Below are 14,510 nucleotides of genomic sequence, written 5' to 3' on the forward strand. Positions count from 1 at the left end.
CGGGGATTGGAGCGCGGGGCCGCGACCGGCAGCAGGTTATAACATGCTGCCGCCGGGGGAGGGATTATTTTAATTACAAAAGCGGGGATCAGGGCTGATGGTAGATTTCCAGTCCTTGCTGGCCGCTGGCACCCTGATGAATGATAGCCATTAACGCGCTGACCACTTTTGATGGGTTGCTGTGTTGATAGACATTGCGGCCGTACACCATACCGGATGCCCCTTGCGCCATCAGGGCGGCGGATTTTTCCAGTACCGCGCCCAGTTCGCCTTTACCGCCGCCACGCACCAGCGTTGGGCAGCGCGCCGCCTCCACAATGCGGTGGAAGTCTTCTACTCGCTCCGTCGGGTCGGCCTTGATGATGTCGGCACCCAGTTCACGCGCCAGTCGGACTAACGGCACCATTTTTTCTACGTCACCGAGCGAACCGTAGGCCGCGCCCTGGCCGGCCGGCGCCATCACCAGTGGTTCGATCATCAGCGGCATGGCGTAGCGGTCGCAGGCATGACGCAGACGACCAATATTCTCCACGCACTGGCGGAAAATGCCCGGTTCATCGGGGATCAGATACAGATTAACCACCACCGCCGCCGCATCCATCTGCAGTGCGGCGAGGATGGGCGCTTCTGGATTATGCAGCACTGCCCACATTTCACGGTGACGTGCGGCGTTATAAGCATTGCCGACGTCGGTACGCATCACCAGCGCCGGCTTATCGCGTTGTGCCGAGCGTTGCAGTAAATCCGCCTGACCGTAGTTGACCTGAATGGCATCGGGGCGGGCAACGATCAGGCTGTCCATCACCCGTTCAATGTCTTCCAGACCGATTAAAAAATCCGGCTCATTGGCGATGCCGTGATCAATCGCCACGTCGAGGCATTTGCCGTTATTAAACAGCCGGTTCATCCGTACCTTACTGCTGAGCTGCATGTCTGATCCTCCTGAAAATACACGTCCATTCAGTATTGTCGAGTAGCGCCGGGGATGAAACAGCGGATCCACAAACTGCGTGCTCGCTCGCACATTTACTGAGAACGTGCGGCGCCATTTTTCATCAGGCGGGAGCATTTTGTTTGCCGAACGCACTTATGCCACGAACGCGATGGTGGTTTTTGCGTCATTTGTTAGATCCGTGTCATGTTTTTGTTACTTGGCCATTCCAAAACGCATGTTTCGCTTGTTTGAGTTAAAAAGTTTCAATAATCTCAATTATGAAATAAACATTTGATAATGACTTTGTGACTTCAATGCCTCGATAGGTTATTTATTTTAAAGCGTTGTTTTTAATCTTATTTGAGACATTGATCAAAGTTTTCCACACCGCCTGAATACGGAATAAAAGCGATAAATCTGCCGTATCAAAGGGATAACACCGACCGGATTGTTGTTTGAATGTAAAAAATATTTTTCATTAGCTGTCAAATCAACAGGCCTCTTCACTCTAACTATTAAGGGTACAGAACATGAAGCTGAAGAAACTGATCGTCACCTCGGTATTGATGTGCATGTTGCCGGCCAGCGTATTGGCCAAAGACATCAAAATCGGCGTTTCAATGGCTTATTTCGATGACAATTTCCTCACCATCCTGCGCCAGTCAATGCAGAGCAAAATGAAACAGGACGGCAACGTCAGCGGTCAATTTGAAGATGCAAAAGGGGATATCGCCCAGCAGATCCAACAGATTGAGAACTTTGTCAGCCAGGGCGTCGACGCCATCATCCTCAACCCGGTCGATACCCAGGGCGTGAAGCCGATGATCAAACTGGCGGAAAGCGCCAAGATCCCGCTGGTGTTCGTCAATCGCCGCCCTGAGGTCACGCTGCCTGCGGGCATGGCCTACGTAGGCTCAGACTCCAAACTGGCCGGCAAGCTGCAGATGGAAGAGTTGGCCAAGCTGATGAACGGCAAGGGCAACGTGATGATCCTGATGGGCGAACTGTCCAATGAAGCGACCCGCGACCGCACCCGCGGCGTGGAAGAAGTGGCGGCCAAGTATCCCGGCATCAAAATCCTCGACAAGCAAACCGCCAAGTGGGGCCGTAAAGAAGCCGTCGACATTACTACCGACTGGGCGCTGACCGGTCAGCAGATTGATGCCATCGCCTCCAACAACGACGAAATGGCGATTGGCGCGATCCTGGCACTGAAGCAGGCGAAGAAAAGTGGCGTATTGGTGGCCGGCGTTGATGGCACTCCGGACGCACTGGAATACATCAAGAAGGGCGATCTGGCGCTGAGCGTATTCCAGGATGCCAAAGGACAGGGGGAGGGCGCGGTGCAAACGGCCATTCAACTGGTGAAAGGCGAGAAGGTGGAAAGCAACGTACTGATCCCGTATCAGCTGATCACCAAGGCCAACTATCAAGAATTTGCCGACAAGAACAGAAAATAAGCGTTAAGGCAGCGCGGTTATATCCCTGCCGTATATACCCGGCAGGGATGCATTGACGAACGGCGGAGGTTATCAGTATGTATCCTTATGTTCTTGAGGCTGAAGGCATCAGTAAGCAGTTTCCCGGCGTGAAGGCGCTGGATAAAGTCTCAATTAAAATCAAGCCAGGCAGCGTACACGCATTAATGGGGGAAAACGGCGCGGGTAAATCCACGCTGATGAAATGTTTAATCGGTATTTATCACCCCGATGAAGGCACCATAAAAATAAAAGGCCAACAGGTGACCTTCAGCGACACGCTGCAGGCGCTGCACTCGGGTATTTCCATGATCCACCAGGAACTCAACCTGGTGCCTTATATGACGGTGGCGGAAAACATTTGGCTGGGGCGTGAGCCGGCAAAGCTGGGCTTTGTGAATCATGATCAACTGAACAAGAAAACCCGTGAGCTGCTGGCGCGGCTGAACATCAAGCTCAAGCCGGAGACGTTGGTCGGTGAACTGAGCATCGCTAATCAGCAAATGGTGGAGATTGCCAAAGCGGTTTCCTACAACGCGGACGTGCTGATCATGGACGAACCCACCTCGGCGCTGACCGAAGGCGAGGTGGTGCATCTGTTCGCCATCATTCGCGAACTGCGTGACCAGGGCAAAGGCATCATTTATATCAGCCACAAGATGGACGAGATTTTCGCCATTACCGATGAGGTGAGCATCTTCCGTGACGGCACCTTTATCGCCTGCGATAAAACCGAAAACCTGACCAAGCAGTCGCTGATCACCATGATGGTGGGGCGTGAACTGACCCAGATGTTCCCCAAATTCAACAACAATATCGGCGAAGAAGTGCTGCGTGTCGAAGGGCTGCGGCGTGCCGACTGGTTCCACGATATCTCGTTCAGCGTCAAGCGCGGCGAGATCCTCGGTGTCGCCGGGCTGGTGGGGGCCGGTCGCAGTGAGGTGATGGAAAGCCTGTTCGGCATGTACCCGGCGGACGGCGGCAGCATTTTCATTGAGGGCAAGGCGGCGAAGGTCGATTCACCCTCACGAGCGATTGAACTCGGGCTGGCGTTTCTCACCGAAGACCGCAAGAAGTCCGGGCTGTTCCTGGTGTTGTCGGTGGTCGAGAACATGAGCATCGTCAACCTGTCGGAGTACATCGGCAAGAACGGCTTTGTCAGTCATGTGCAAATGGCCAAGGACTGCATGGAGCAGATCAAAAAGCTCAACATCAAAACCCCGACCATGGATCAAATCATCAATAACCTGAGCGGTGGCAACCAGCAGAAGGTGCTGATTGCCCGTTGGCTGCTGGCCCAGCCAAAAATATTGATCCTCGATGAGCCAACGCGCGGCATCGACGTGGGCGCGAAGGCGGAAATCTACCGCCTGATTAGCGAACTGGCGAACCGTGGCGTCGCCATTATTTTGGTGTCATCGGAATTACCGGAGATCCTCGGCATGAGCGACCGGGTGATGGTGATGCACGGCGGCCGTATTACCGGCATTTTGGATAAAGAAGAAGCGGATCAGGAAAAAATCCTGGCGCTGGCCTCTGAATAACGCAAAGGTGAATCCCCATGAGTAATGTAAAAATCGAGAAGCCGCTTGCGGGTAAAGCGCCGCTGTTCGCTGGCCTGAGTGGCAAAATGCCGAAAGACACCGGTATCTTTATCGTGATGATCGGTATCGCGTTGGTGTTTGAAATTCTTGGCTGGTACATCCGCGATCAGTCCTTCCTGATGAACCCTAACCGCCTGCTGCTGATTGTGCTGCAGGTGGCGATTATCGGCATCATCGCGGTGGGGGTGACCCAGGTCATCATCACCACCGGCATCGATCTTTCCTCCGGCTCGCTGATAGCCCTGACGGCTGTGGTGGCGGCCAGCCTGGCGCAAACCTCGGACAGCATTTCACCGATGTACCCGGCGTTGCTCGACCTGCCGGCGGCGATCCCGATCGGCGCGGGGATCGGGGTGGGCATTATCTGCGGTTTCATCAACGGCTTCCTGATTACCCGCACCGGCATCCCACCGTTTATCGCAACTCTGGGCATGATGGTTTCGGCGCGTGGCCTGGCGCAGTATTACACCCAGGGTAACCCGGTCAGCTTCCTGTCCGACGGCTTTACCTCTATCGGCCAGGGCGCGATGCCGGTGATCATCTTCCTGGTGATTGCGGTGATCTTCCACATTGCGTTGAAACACACCCGTTACGGTAAGTACATCTACGCCATCGGCGGCAACATGACGTCGGCCAGAGTCTCCGGCATCAACGTCAATAAATACCTGGTGACGGTCTATACCATCGCCGGTGGCCTGGCAGGGCTGGCAGGTGTGGTATTGGCGGCGCGCGTCAGCAGCGGCCAGTCGAGCATGGGGATGTCTTACGAGCTGGATGCTATCGCCGCGGCGGTGATCGGCGGCAGCAGCCTGATGGGCGGCGTTGGGCGCATTACCGGCACATTGATTGGCGCGGTGATCCTCGGGCTGATTAAAAGCGGCTTCACCTTTATCGGCGTAGACTCCTATATTCAGGACATTATCAAAGGCGTGATTATCGTCGCCGCCGTATCTATCGACATGCACCGTAACCGTAAAAAACACTGATTGCCGTAAACCGCCGCCGGTGCACTTTGCCCGGCGGTTTTTTTTATCTCAGGGGAATCACCATGAAATACTTAAAAAGAATCGTGCTGGTGGCGGCGCTCGGCTGCTCCACCTCAGTGTTGGCGGAAACCATCGGCGTGTCGATGGCCTATTTTGACCAGAACTTCCTGACCATTATTCGTCATTCAATCGACAAAGAGGCCAAGGCGCGCGGAATCAGCGTGCAGTTCGAAGACGCACGCGGTGACGTAGGTCGCCAGGCCGATCAGGTGCAGAACTTTATCAGCGCCGGGGTGGACGCGATTATTGTCGATCCGGTCAATTCGGCGGGTACGCCAGCCATCACCAAAATGGTGACCAAAGCGGGCATTCCGCTGGTGTACGTGAATCGTACGCCGGGCGACAGCAAACTGCCTGCCGGCGTGGTGTTTGTTGGCTCCGACGAGAAGCAATCCGGCACCTTGCAAATGGAAGAACTGGCGCGGCTGGCCAACTATCAGGGCAACGTGGCGGTGATGATCGGTAACCTTACCGACGCCGGTGCACTGCAACGCACCAAGGATGTAGAGCAGGTGGTGGCGAAGTACCCGAAAATGAAGGTGGTGCAGAAGCAGAGCGCCAACTATTCGCGCAGCGAAGGGATGGATCTGATGCTGAACTGGATCACCAACGGCGAGTCTATTGATATCGTCGCCGCCAATAATGACGAGATGGCGATTGGCGCGATCATGGCGTTGCAGCAGGCCGGTAAGCAGGGCAGCAAGGTGCTGGTTGGCGGTATCGACGCCACGCCGGACGGCCTGAAGGCGTTATCTTCCGGCAAGATGCAGGTGACGGTATTTCAGGATGCCGTTGGTCAGGGCAAAGCCTCGGTCGATGTCGCGCAGCGTATGATCAAAGGCGAAAAGCTGGATCCCTATTATTGGATCCCGTTTGAACTGGTGACCCCGGCCAATATGCAAAAGTACGCGGCGAAATAGCCATCCATGGCCCGTTACGACGGGCCTTTGAACTTAAAGTGAAGAAAGATGCTGACGCACGATCTCACGGCCGATCTCCAGCGAGGCGGTCGCTGCCGGGGAGGGCGCATTACAGACGTGCAGCGAGCGGCGGCCTTTCACAAAATGAAAATCATCCACCAGTTTACCGTCGGCGGTCAGCGCCTGAGCACGAACGCCGGCTGGGCCGGGCTGAATATCTTCCGGTTGCAGTTCGGGGATCAACCGGCGCGCATTTTCGGTGAAGCGTTGACGCGAGAGGGAACGCCGCACTTCTGCTAACCCTTCCCCCAGATAGTTGCCGGCAATTTTCCAGAATCCGCGATAACCAAGCACCTCACCCAGATCCCGCAGGCTGAAGTCACATTTGCGGTAACCTTCTCGTTTGAATGCCAGCACCGCATTCGGGCCTACGTCGCGCTTGCCGTTGTACATGCGAGTAAAATGCACACCGAGGAACGGAAAGTCCGGGTTGGGCACCGGGTAGATCAGGTGATTCACCAGATAGTTTTTCTCGTCGTTCAGCACGAAATATTCCCCACGGAACGGCACGATCTTCATGCCGCTCTGGTAACCGGCCAGGGCGGCGATACGGTCACTGAACAGCCCGGCGCAGTTAACCAGCCATTTAGCCTGGTACTCTGTGTGCTGCGTGCGAACGCTGACGTCGTCATTGCTTTCGTTGATGCCTTCGACCTGTTGACCATAGTGGATCTCGCCACCGCGTTGCTCAATAATCTCCGCCAGTTTTGCCGCTACCTGGCTGTAATTGACGATCCCGGCGTCCGGCACCAGCAGTGCCTCAAGTCCGTTGACGTGCGGCTCGCGCTCCCTGAGCTGCGCCTGAGACAGCCGGCTGACGGCCAGCCCATTTTGCAGTCCGCGCTGATAGATGTTTTCCAGCAGGGCCAGTTCCTTCAACTGGGTGGCGACAATCACCTTACCGCACTGGTCATGATAGAGGTCGTGCTCGCGGCAGAAGGCGAACATGCTTTGGTTGCCCAGTTTTGCCAGCCGCGCCTTCAGGCTGCCGGGAGCATAGTAAATGCCGGAATGGACCACGTTGCTGTTATGGCCGCTTTGATGCGCCGCCGGGCCACTCTCCTTTTCCAGTAGCAGAATGTTCAGCGCTGGGTTGGCCTCCTGTAAGGCATTGGCGACGCCTAGTCCGACCAGACCGGCACCGATAATGATCACGTCTCGCATGGTTACCCTAACTCCTCATTATCCAGGCGGCGCAATTTACCGCGTACGTTGCTGAGATGATTCTGCATAGCCGCAGTGGCTGCCTGCGGGTCGCGAGCCTTGATGGCCAGAAACACCCGTTGATGTTCGTCGATCACCCGTTGACGCTCGGCCTGCCGCCCCAAATTCCTGCTGAGTGAATACACCAACACACCCAGATACAGCTCGTGCATGTTATCCAGGATCTGGACGAAAAACGGGTTGTGCGAGGCCTGCATGATGGCCCGGTGGAACAGGTAATCCTGTCGGTGCCCAATCAAGCCGTCGTCGAGGGTACAGCGTTCGAAATCATTAAATGCTTGCTCAATCGCCAGCAAATCCTCGTCGGTATGGCGTTCGGCTGCCATGCGTGCTGCCTGTTGTTCAATCACCTCACGCATTTCCAGCAGTGCCTCTACTTCGTCGGGGTCGGCAATTTCCATCACCAGCGGCTGGTATTGGCTCAGCAACGAGTGTTGTTCAACCCGGTGGCCGCCCCCCTGACGTGAAGAGATAATTCCGCTGACTTCAAGTATGCCCAGGGCCTCGCGCACCGGCACCCGGCTGACGCCGAATGCCTCCGCCAGCGTATTTTCCGACGGCAACTTTTCCCCGACCGGGAAGGTGCCGTCGCTGATGCCTGCTTTTAACTGCGCCAGCACCTGATGTGAGGCCTTCTGGCGCGTGACTTTATTGACCATTCAGCGCCCCCTGCGCAGTGCTTCGTCTGAATCGCAACAGATGTACCGATGCTGCGGTGATAATCAGTGCCGCGCCGCCCAGATCGGTCAGCAGGCCCGGTTTAATCAACAGGATAGCCGCTATGGTGAACAATATCCGTTCCAGCCAGTGGGTTTTCATCATCCAGAAATTGGCGCTGGCGATCGACAGTGCATAAATCCCTACCAGCGCGCTGATCACCATATGGATCACCGACAGCGCGTTGAGATCGTCACCCTGCATCAACAGCATTGGGTTGTAGACCAGAATAAACGGGATGATAAAGCCCGGCAGCGCCAGCCTTACCGCGTCCCAGGAAGTTTGCATCGGATCGGCGCGGGCAATGCTGGCGGCGGTGTAACTGGCTAGCGCGACCGGCGGGGTGATGTTGGACAGGGCCCCAAACCAGAACACAAAGAAGTGTGCCGCCAACGGCATTACACCCGCCTTGATCAGGATCGGGGAAACGGTAACCGCCACCACAATGTACAAGGCGGTTGAAGGCAGGCCCATGCTCAGCACGATACAAACCAGCATCACCACCAGCAGGATCATCCACAGGGTGTTGTTGGTCATGGCGACAATATTGAATGCCAGCGTCGAGCCGATACCGGTCATGGTGACTACGCAGATAATCACTCCGATGGCGGCGCACGCCACCGTCACCTGGATGGAACCGCGTGCGGCTTCATTCAGTGCCTCGGCAATTTTCTTCGGCGTCATGCGCACCGAAGTATCTGGGGCTAACCAACTGGCGACGATGATCGAAATAATGCCGAGGAACCCGGCGTAGATCGGTGTTTTACCCATCAGCAGGGTACCGATAACAATGATCAGCGGCAGCAACAGCAACCCACGCGCTTTCAGCACCGCCTTCACTTTGGGGATGTTTTCTTTGCTGATGCCTTTCAGACCCTGCTTTTTGGCCTCCAGATCGATGGCAATAATCAGCGCCGCGTAGTACAGCAGTGCCGGGATGATGGCGGCAATCACGATGGTGGTGTAAGAAATACCGAGGAAGCCGGCCATGATAAAGGCCGCCGCGCCCATAATCGGCGGCATGATCATCCCGCCGGTAGAGGCGGTGGCTTCGACCGCACCGGCAAAGCGTGGCGACAGGCCGATGCTTTTCATCAGCGGTATGGTGAAGGTACCGGTGGTGGCGACGTTGGCCACTGCGCTACCGCTCAGGGAACCGGTTAATGCCGAAGAGATCACCGCGACCTGTGCCGGGCCACCGCGACGACGACCGGCGATCGCCAGCGCCAGATCGTTAAACAGCGCGGTGGCACCGCTGACGCTGAGAAACGCGCCAAACAGGATAAATACCACGATGGCGGTAGACGCGGTGGACAGGGTGATACCGAAAATTCCTTCGCTGGTCATAAACAGCCGGTATAGCAGGCGCTCAAACGAAAAGCCGCCATGGCCGAAAATGCCCATAAAGTATTGTCCGAACAGGGCATAAACTATCGCGAAGGTCGCCAGTCCGGGAATGAAATAGCCGGTGGTGCGGCGTGCGGCCTCAAACAGCACGCCGATGCCAATTACCGCCATCACGTAGTCGGTGGTATTGGGAATGCTCTTGCGAACCACGTGCAAATCCAGGTAGCTGGCGTAGAAATAGCCGTAGCTGACCAGCGTCAGGATGATAAACAGGTAGTCCCAGCGGTTGAACTTGCTGGTGGCGTAGCGACGTGAAAACGGGAACAAAATAAAACCCAGGATCAAAATGCCACTGAGGAAGGTGGTATTGCGGTAGAACTCCTGGGTGTTCGATAGTGCGTTGGCGTAAATGGCATAGACGGAAATTGCGATCGCCAGCACGGTGGCCAATTGCAAATAGATACCGCTTAGCGGTCTGCTACCGGCACCCGCTTCCTTATCCAGTTCGCCGGCATCTTGTGGTGACAGGTTGTTGGTGTTCATACGGCCTCCTTAGCGATTGGCGGTCAGCGTCGCCGCTTCTGGGGGGATCAGATAGTCGGGCACGCTGACTCCGGCCTCCAGATAATACTTGTAGGCTCCGATATGCAGCGGCACCGAAACCCCTTTCAATGCGTTCTCCAGCGAAATGTATTTGGCGGCGCTATGCACCTGATGCACTTCCGGCAGGTTTTCAAACAGGGTTTTAGTCAGGTCATACACCAACTTTTCATCCAGCCCATTCAGCGCCACCAGAATATTGGGCTGGGCGATGGTGGCTACTGCTTTGCTTTGCCGTGGATAGGTATCGGCTTTGATATCAAAGCGGAACCAGGAATTGGCGATGGCGTTGATGCTGGCCAGTTGTTCATCGGTGACGTTGAGAATGCGTGAAGGCACGCCGCTGGCATACATATCGGTTACCGCGGCTGCGGGGACTCCGGCGGGCAAGGCACCCCCGTCGAGTCGTCCGTCGCGCATGGCCGACACGCTATCGCCGTAACCCAGGTATTCCGCCGTCAGTGATTTCTTGCTCAGGTTAACCCCTTGCAAAATGATCAACGTCGATTGTTCGGTACCGCTGGCCTGGGGGCCTACCGAGAAGCGGGTGCCGGCGATATCGTTCAGCGTGCCGTCTTTCACCTTGTTTTCCAGCATCACAAAGTGTTCTACGTTGGGCCACAACATGGAGACTGAACGCAGGTGGCTGTAGGCACGGCCTTCGAAATTTCGGACTCCCTCATAGGCTTCGACGGCGATCAGGCTTTGCAGGATCGCCAACTGAGCCTCGTTCTTTTGCAGCAGGTCGATATTTTCGATCGATCCGGCGGAGGATTGCCCGCTGACCTGGATACCGTCTTGTTTCAGCCGGTTACTCCAGACGTTGGCCAGCCCGACGCCCATCGGGTAGTAGGTTCCGCCGGTAGAGGCCGTGGCCACCGAAAGGAAGGTTTTGTCGGCATTTTCCACTTTGCCGGCTACCGCCAGTGCGGCCACGGCGACCATCGCCCCCACAGTGAGTAACAGTTTGATTTTTCTATTTTTCATTATTTCCATCCGAGGTTTTTGAAACAAATAGAAAACATTTACGCAAACTTGTATACAACATTGCAGCTTTTTTCACCTAGCGTGCATTGTTTGATTTGTGATCTTGGTGGGTGAAAAGTGAACAAAATAACGAGGCAAGAAGAGGGGGAACCCCGCGACGTTCGCCACGGGGGGAAGTGCAAATTACCAGCCTTTAACCGCGTCGCCCTTGTAGATTTCGGCGGCGCTGGCGGCGACTTCATCGGTCTGGTAGGCCTTGACCAGGTTTTTTACGTTTTCGTTGTTTTGGTTATCCACCCGACTGGCGAAAATATTGACGTACGGCGAGTTTTTATCCTCGACAAACAGCCCGTCTTTGCCCGGTGTCAGCCCAATTTGGCTGGAGTAGTTGGTGTTGATAATCGCCAGTGCGATTTGTTTGTCATCCAGCGCACGCGGCAACTGTGGCGCTTCAATCTCAACAATTTTCAACTTCTTCGGGTTGCTGACGATATCCAGTGAAGTAGGCAGCAGCCCGACCCCGTCCTTGAGCCCGATCAGCCCCTGTTTTTGCAACAGCAGCAGTGAACGACCTAGGTTGGTTGGGTCATTCGGCACCGCGACCTGTGCGCCATCGGCCAGTTGACTGAGGGAAGAGATCTTTTTCGAGTAACCGGCAATCGGGTAAACGAAGGTGTTGCCCACCGCCACCAACTTGTAACCGCGTTCCTGGATCTGTTTTTCCAGATAAGGTTTGTGCTGGAAGGCATTGATATCCAGATCGCCGTTATTCAGTGCTTCGTTGGGCAACACGTAATCCGTGAATGTCACCACTTCCACATCCAGATCGTACTTCTGTTTGGCAACCTTTTGCACCACCGCCCACATCGCCTGATCGATGCCGGAGCTGATGCCGACCTTGATGTGGTGAGCATCTTGCGCGGTCGGCCCGCAGGCGGTCAGCAGCAGGGTGCCGGTTACTGCCAGCGTGGCGGCAAGTTTTTTTAGTGTAAATGTCATTTTCCCAGAGTCCTTGTCAAAATAGCCTGCTGGTTATTGCAGACTGAAGAGTGGCAGTGACTGTAGATAATCGTATGACTAAAATAAAATACTGATTCACTATGATTAATAGCGATTTGCTATGAGCAGAAACAGGCTGGGTGACGGTACTGGAAGCGGGTTAAAGAAGGGCGGTCGCTCAGGCGATATGTGCCCTGATATTCAGTTTGTTTTGACGCAGGTTCCACCCACTTATTATGATGACGGCAAGCCCGACAGGGGCGCGAATAGTCAAAGGAAAATAAAATGCAATTTAACATCTGGCGCAAGGCGCTGCTGCCATTGGTGGTTTTGACTTGTGTATCTGCAACTCAGGTGCAGGCGGCGGATGCGGTGGTGGAACCTATCCCTAAAACGCTGCTGGGCAACTGGCATGTCAGCAAGATCTTGCCGACGCAAACCGTCGGTTGCTGGGACGAGCAACAGGCCAAAAGCCTGATCGGCGGAAAAATCAGTTACAAGGCCGACGGTTTCAGCTGGAATGGCACTGAGTTGAAAAATGAAGGCGCCACCCTCAGCACGGTAGAGGCGCAGGAGTTTGTCGAAGACAATTCCGGCAGCAGCTCTTATATCGACTTCCCGATGCTGGGCATCAGCACGCCGGCGGTAGAACGCGTGATGATCCAGCATGCCGATACGCAGATCAAAGGCATTACCGATCAGGGCACCGACGGCGTACCTGGAGATAATGTGCTGCAAAAAGACGCCAACACGCTGATCCTGTCGGTGTGCAACGTTTGGTTTGAAGTGCAACGCGTGCGTTAAAACCCCGGCAGCGTTCATCATTGCGTGCGAGCGCTGCCTGCAGTAATCTTGCCATTCAAATAGCATTTTTATCTTCTGCTGCTCGTTTTAATTTTTAATAATAATTTAAATACTCATTAATTCAGTGAATGTCTGAAGGGTTAATTCTTGCTGATTTAATCTAATCGGTGATTTACCTGAAAGTTTGCAACGCCTAATTGATAGGTCAATGCTATTACAGCTATAGGTAATGGCTGTGGGAATTATTGATTATCGTCAAGATTATTATTTACCCTCTGTTTAGTCTTGTTTGACGACGATTATTTGGTCGGCAATGTTTCATAAGGAAAGTGAAATGAAAAAAGTCACCCGTATTGCGGCGATTTCCATTGCAGCTGTTGCGTTGGTTTATTTCGGTTTGGCCGGCTATGTCTGGCATCTCGATACCCAGCGAATGGAGAATAGCTCGGTACTGCGTTCCGCAGTGCAACAGAATAACCAGGTGCTGGGGTTGCTGAGGGAAAAGGGCTGCGACTACTGCCATACCCCGTCCGCTTCGCTTCCGTTCTATGCCTCTTTCCCCATCGCCAAACAGTTGATGGAATACGATATTCGCCTGGGTTATTCCTCCTTCAACCTGGAGCCTGTGCGCAGCGCCCTGATTAAAGATAGGCCGCAGGCACAAAGCGACCTGAATAAAATTGAGTGGGTAATGCAGCACAAAACCATGCCACCCGCCCGCTATGTGGCTTTGCACTGGGCTGGGCAGATCAATCCCGATGAACGGGAAATGATTCTCGCCTGGATAGCGCAGCAACGCGCGCGCTATTACGCCAGTGCAGATACTGCACAACCCCATCGTAATGAGCCGGTTCAACCGATCCCCAAAATATTGCCGGTTGATGGGCAGAAGGTGGCATTGGGATTTCGGCTTTTTCACGATCCCCGCCTGTCTGGGGATAACACTCTTTCCTGTGCTCACTGTCACTCGTTGAATACCGGCGGGGTCGACGGAAGAAAAACCTCAGTCGGGGTAGGCGGCGCGGTGGGGCCGATTAACGCGCCAACGGTGTTTAACTCGGTGTTCAATAGCGAACAATTCTGGGATGGCCGTGCGCCGTCGCTACAGGCACAGGCCGGTGGGCCACCATTAAACCCGATAGAAATGGCCTCTAAATCCTGGGATGAACTTATCAATAAGCTCGACAAGGATCCGCTGCTGACCCGCGACTTTGCTGCGGTCTATCCACAAGGGCTCAGCGGCGAAAATATTACCGATGCCATCGCCGAATTTGAAAAAACCTTAATCACCCCGAATGCCCCCTTCGATAACTGGCTGCGCGGCGATGAGAACGCCATGACGATGCAGCAAAAACGCGGCTATCAATTATTTAAAGACAACAAATGCGCCACCTGCCATGCAGGGGTCATATTAGGCGGCCGCTCCTTTGAGCCTTTGGGGCTGAAGCGTGATTTTAATTTTGGCGAGATCACCACGGCAGATATTGGGCGTATGAACGTCACCAGTGCTGTGCGTGACCGGTTACGTCAGAAGGTGCCAGGCTTGCGCAATGTCGCTCAGACCGCGCCTTATTTTCATCGTGGCGACGTCGCTACGCTGGATCAGGCGGTAAAACTGATGTTGCGTTATCAGGTGGGTAGCGAGCTGCCTCAGCAGGACGTCGATGATATTGTCGCCTTCCTCGAAAGTCTGAGCGGGGTCTATACCCCTTACCGGCCAGAATAAGGAATAACGCTTTCATTCAATGTCTTCTTATCAGGCCCCGGCAACGGGGCTATTTCAGCCTGAT

The 14,510-nt window shown here is 54.7% G+C and carries 12 protein-coding genes; 6 read left to right on the forward strand and 6 right to left on the reverse strand.

Going from position 1 to position 14,510, the window contains the following annotated elements; all coding sequences use genetic code 11:
- Window positions 1-88: 88 nt before the first annotated feature.
- Window positions 89-931 carry a class I fructose-bisphosphate aldolase gene (locus SERS4_RS0110605; RefSeq protein ID WP_012006384.1) on the reverse strand — a complete coding sequence of 281 codons (843 nt, stop codon included), beginning with the start codon at window positions 929-931 and terminating at the stop codon, window positions 89-91.
- A 533-nt stretch (window positions 932-1,464) separates the two neighbouring features.
- On the opposite strand from SERS4_RS0110605, the gene SERS4_RS0110610 reads away from it, so the two are divergent.
- The 4 genes from SERS4_RS0110610 to SERS4_RS0110625 all read left to right on the forward strand — a co-directional run bounded on the left by SERS4_RS0110610 (window position 1,465) and on the right by SERS4_RS0110625 (window position 5,982).
- Window positions 1,465-2,394: a sugar ABC transporter substrate-binding protein gene (locus SERS4_RS0110610; RefSeq protein WP_012006385.1), complete on the forward strand. Its 930-nt coding sequence runs from the start codon at window positions 1,465-1,467 to the stop codon at window positions 2,392-2,394.
- A 77-nt stretch (window positions 2,395-2,471) separates the two neighbouring features.
- Window positions 2,472-3,956, forward strand: a complete 1,485-nt coding sequence (locus tag SERS4_RS0110615) for a sugar ABC transporter ATP-binding protein (RefSeq protein ID WP_017892462.1) — start codon at window positions 2,472-2,474, stop codon at window positions 3,954-3,956.
- A gap of 17 nt (window positions 3,957-3,973) precedes the next feature.
- Window positions 3,974-5,002, forward strand: a complete 1,029-nt coding sequence (locus SERS4_RS0110620; protein WP_017892463.1) for an ABC transporter permease — start codon at window positions 3,974-3,976, stop codon at window positions 5,000-5,002.
- A gap of 62 nt (window positions 5,003-5,064) precedes the next feature.
- Window positions 5,065-5,982, forward strand: a complete 918-nt coding sequence (locus SERS4_RS0110625; RefSeq protein WP_012006388.1) for a sugar ABC transporter substrate-binding protein — start codon at window positions 5,065-5,067, stop codon at window positions 5,980-5,982.
- Between the two features lie 33 nt (window positions 5,983-6,015).
- Here the strand turns inward: SERS4_RS0110625 and lhgO are convergent, their stop codons facing one another.
- The 5 genes from lhgO to SERS4_RS0110650 form a co-directional block, all read right to left on the reverse strand.
- Window positions 6,016-7,206, reverse strand: a complete 1,191-nt coding sequence (gene lhgO, locus SERS4_RS0110630; protein WP_017892464.1) for an L-2-hydroxyglutarate oxidase — start codon at window positions 7,204-7,206, stop codon at window positions 6,016-6,018.
- A 2-nt stretch (window positions 7,207-7,208) separates the two neighbouring features.
- Complete coding sequence (locus tag SERS4_RS0110635) at window positions 7,209-7,925, reverse strand: FadR/GntR family transcriptional regulator (protein ID WP_017892465.1); 717 nt, start codon at window positions 7,923-7,925, stop codon at window positions 7,209-7,211.
- Window positions 7,915-9,873 (reverse strand): TRAP transporter permease, encoded by a 1,959-nt coding sequence (locus SERS4_RS0110640; RefSeq protein WP_017892466.1) that lies wholly within the window; start codon window positions 9,871-9,873, stop codon window positions 7,915-7,917. The genes SERS4_RS0110635 and SERS4_RS0110640 overlap by 11 nt, the downstream gene beginning before the upstream one ends.
- Before the next feature lie 9 nt (window positions 9,874-9,882).
- Window positions 9,883-10,917, reverse strand: coding sequence for a TAXI family TRAP transporter solute-binding subunit (locus SERS4_RS0110645; RefSeq protein ID WP_017892467.1), 1,035 nt, complete (start codon window positions 10,915-10,917; stop codon window positions 9,883-9,885).
- A gap of 183 nt (window positions 10,918-11,100) precedes the next feature.
- Window positions 11,101-11,916, reverse strand: a complete 816-nt coding sequence (locus SERS4_RS0110650; RefSeq protein ID WP_017892468.1) for a MetQ/NlpA family lipoprotein — start codon at window positions 11,914-11,916, stop codon at window positions 11,101-11,103.
- A gap of 285 nt (window positions 11,917-12,201) precedes the next feature.
- Between SERS4_RS0110650 and SERS4_RS0110655 the strand changes: the two genes are divergently transcribed.
- Both SERS4_RS0110655 and SERS4_RS0110660 read left to right on the forward strand, forming a co-directional pair.
- Window positions 12,202-12,720 (forward strand): hypothetical protein, encoded by a 519-nt coding sequence (locus SERS4_RS0110655; protein ID WP_012006391.1) that lies wholly within the window; start codon window positions 12,202-12,204, stop codon window positions 12,718-12,720.
- 334 nt (window positions 12,721-13,054) lie between these two features.
- Entirely contained in the window at window positions 13,055-14,446 is a 1,392-nt protein-coding gene (locus SERS4_RS0110660; protein ID WP_017892469.1) for a cytochrome-c peroxidase, read from the forward strand.
- Window positions 14,447-14,510 lie beyond the last annotated feature (64 nt).

The sequence above is a fragment of the Serratia sp. S4 genome (genome assembly GCF_000347995.1).
In the GTDB taxonomy this organism is placed as follows: Bacteria; Pseudomonadota; Gammaproteobacteria; order Enterobacterales; family Enterobacteriaceae; genus Serratia; species Serratia quinivorans.

Bases quoted from the DNA above. Each gene is read 5' to 3' on its own strand.
- SERS4_RS0110605 (WP_012006384.1), bottom strand. From the start codon at position 931: ATGCAGCTCAGCAGTAAGGTACGGATGAACCGGCTGTTTAATAACGGC.
- SERS4_RS0110650 (WP_017892468.1), bottom strand. From the start codon at position 11,916: ATGACATTTACACTAAAAAAACTTGCCGCCACGCTGGCAGTAACCGGC.
- lhgO (WP_017892464.1), bottom strand. From the start codon at position 7,206: ATGCGAGACGTGATCATTATCGGTGCCGGTCTGGTCGGACTAGGCGTC.
- SERS4_RS0110610 (WP_012006385.1), top strand. From the start codon at position 1,465: ATGAAGCTGAAGAAACTGATCGTCACCTCGGTATTGATGTGCATGTTG.
- SERS4_RS0110625 (WP_012006388.1), top strand. From the start codon at position 5,065: ATGAAATACTTAAAAAGAATCGTGCTGGTGGCGGCGCTCGGCTGCTCC.
- SERS4_RS0110660 (WP_017892469.1), top strand. From the start codon at position 13,055: ATGAAAAAAGTCACCCGTATTGCGGCGATTTCCATTGCAGCTGTTGCG.
- SERS4_RS0110620 (WP_017892463.1), top strand. From the start codon at position 3,974: ATGAGTAATGTAAAAATCGAGAAGCCGCTTGCGGGTAAAGCGCCGCTG.
- SERS4_RS0110645 (WP_017892467.1), bottom strand. From the start codon at position 10,917: ATGAAAAATAGAAAAATCAAACTGTTACTCACTGTGGGGGCGATGGTC.
- SERS4_RS0110635 (WP_017892465.1), bottom strand. From the start codon at position 7,925: ATGGTCAATAAAGTCACGCGCCAGAAGGCCTCACATCAGGTGCTGGCG.
- SERS4_RS0110640 (WP_017892466.1), bottom strand. From the start codon at position 9,873: ATGAACACCAACAACCTGTCACCACAAGATGCCGGCGAACTGGATAAG.
- SERS4_RS0110615 (WP_017892462.1), top strand. From the start codon at position 2,472: ATGTATCCTTATGTTCTTGAGGCTGAAGGCATCAGTAAGCAGTTTCCC.
- SERS4_RS0110655 (WP_012006391.1), top strand. From the start codon at position 12,202: ATGCAATTTAACATCTGGCGCAAGGCGCTGCTGCCATTGGTGGTTTTG.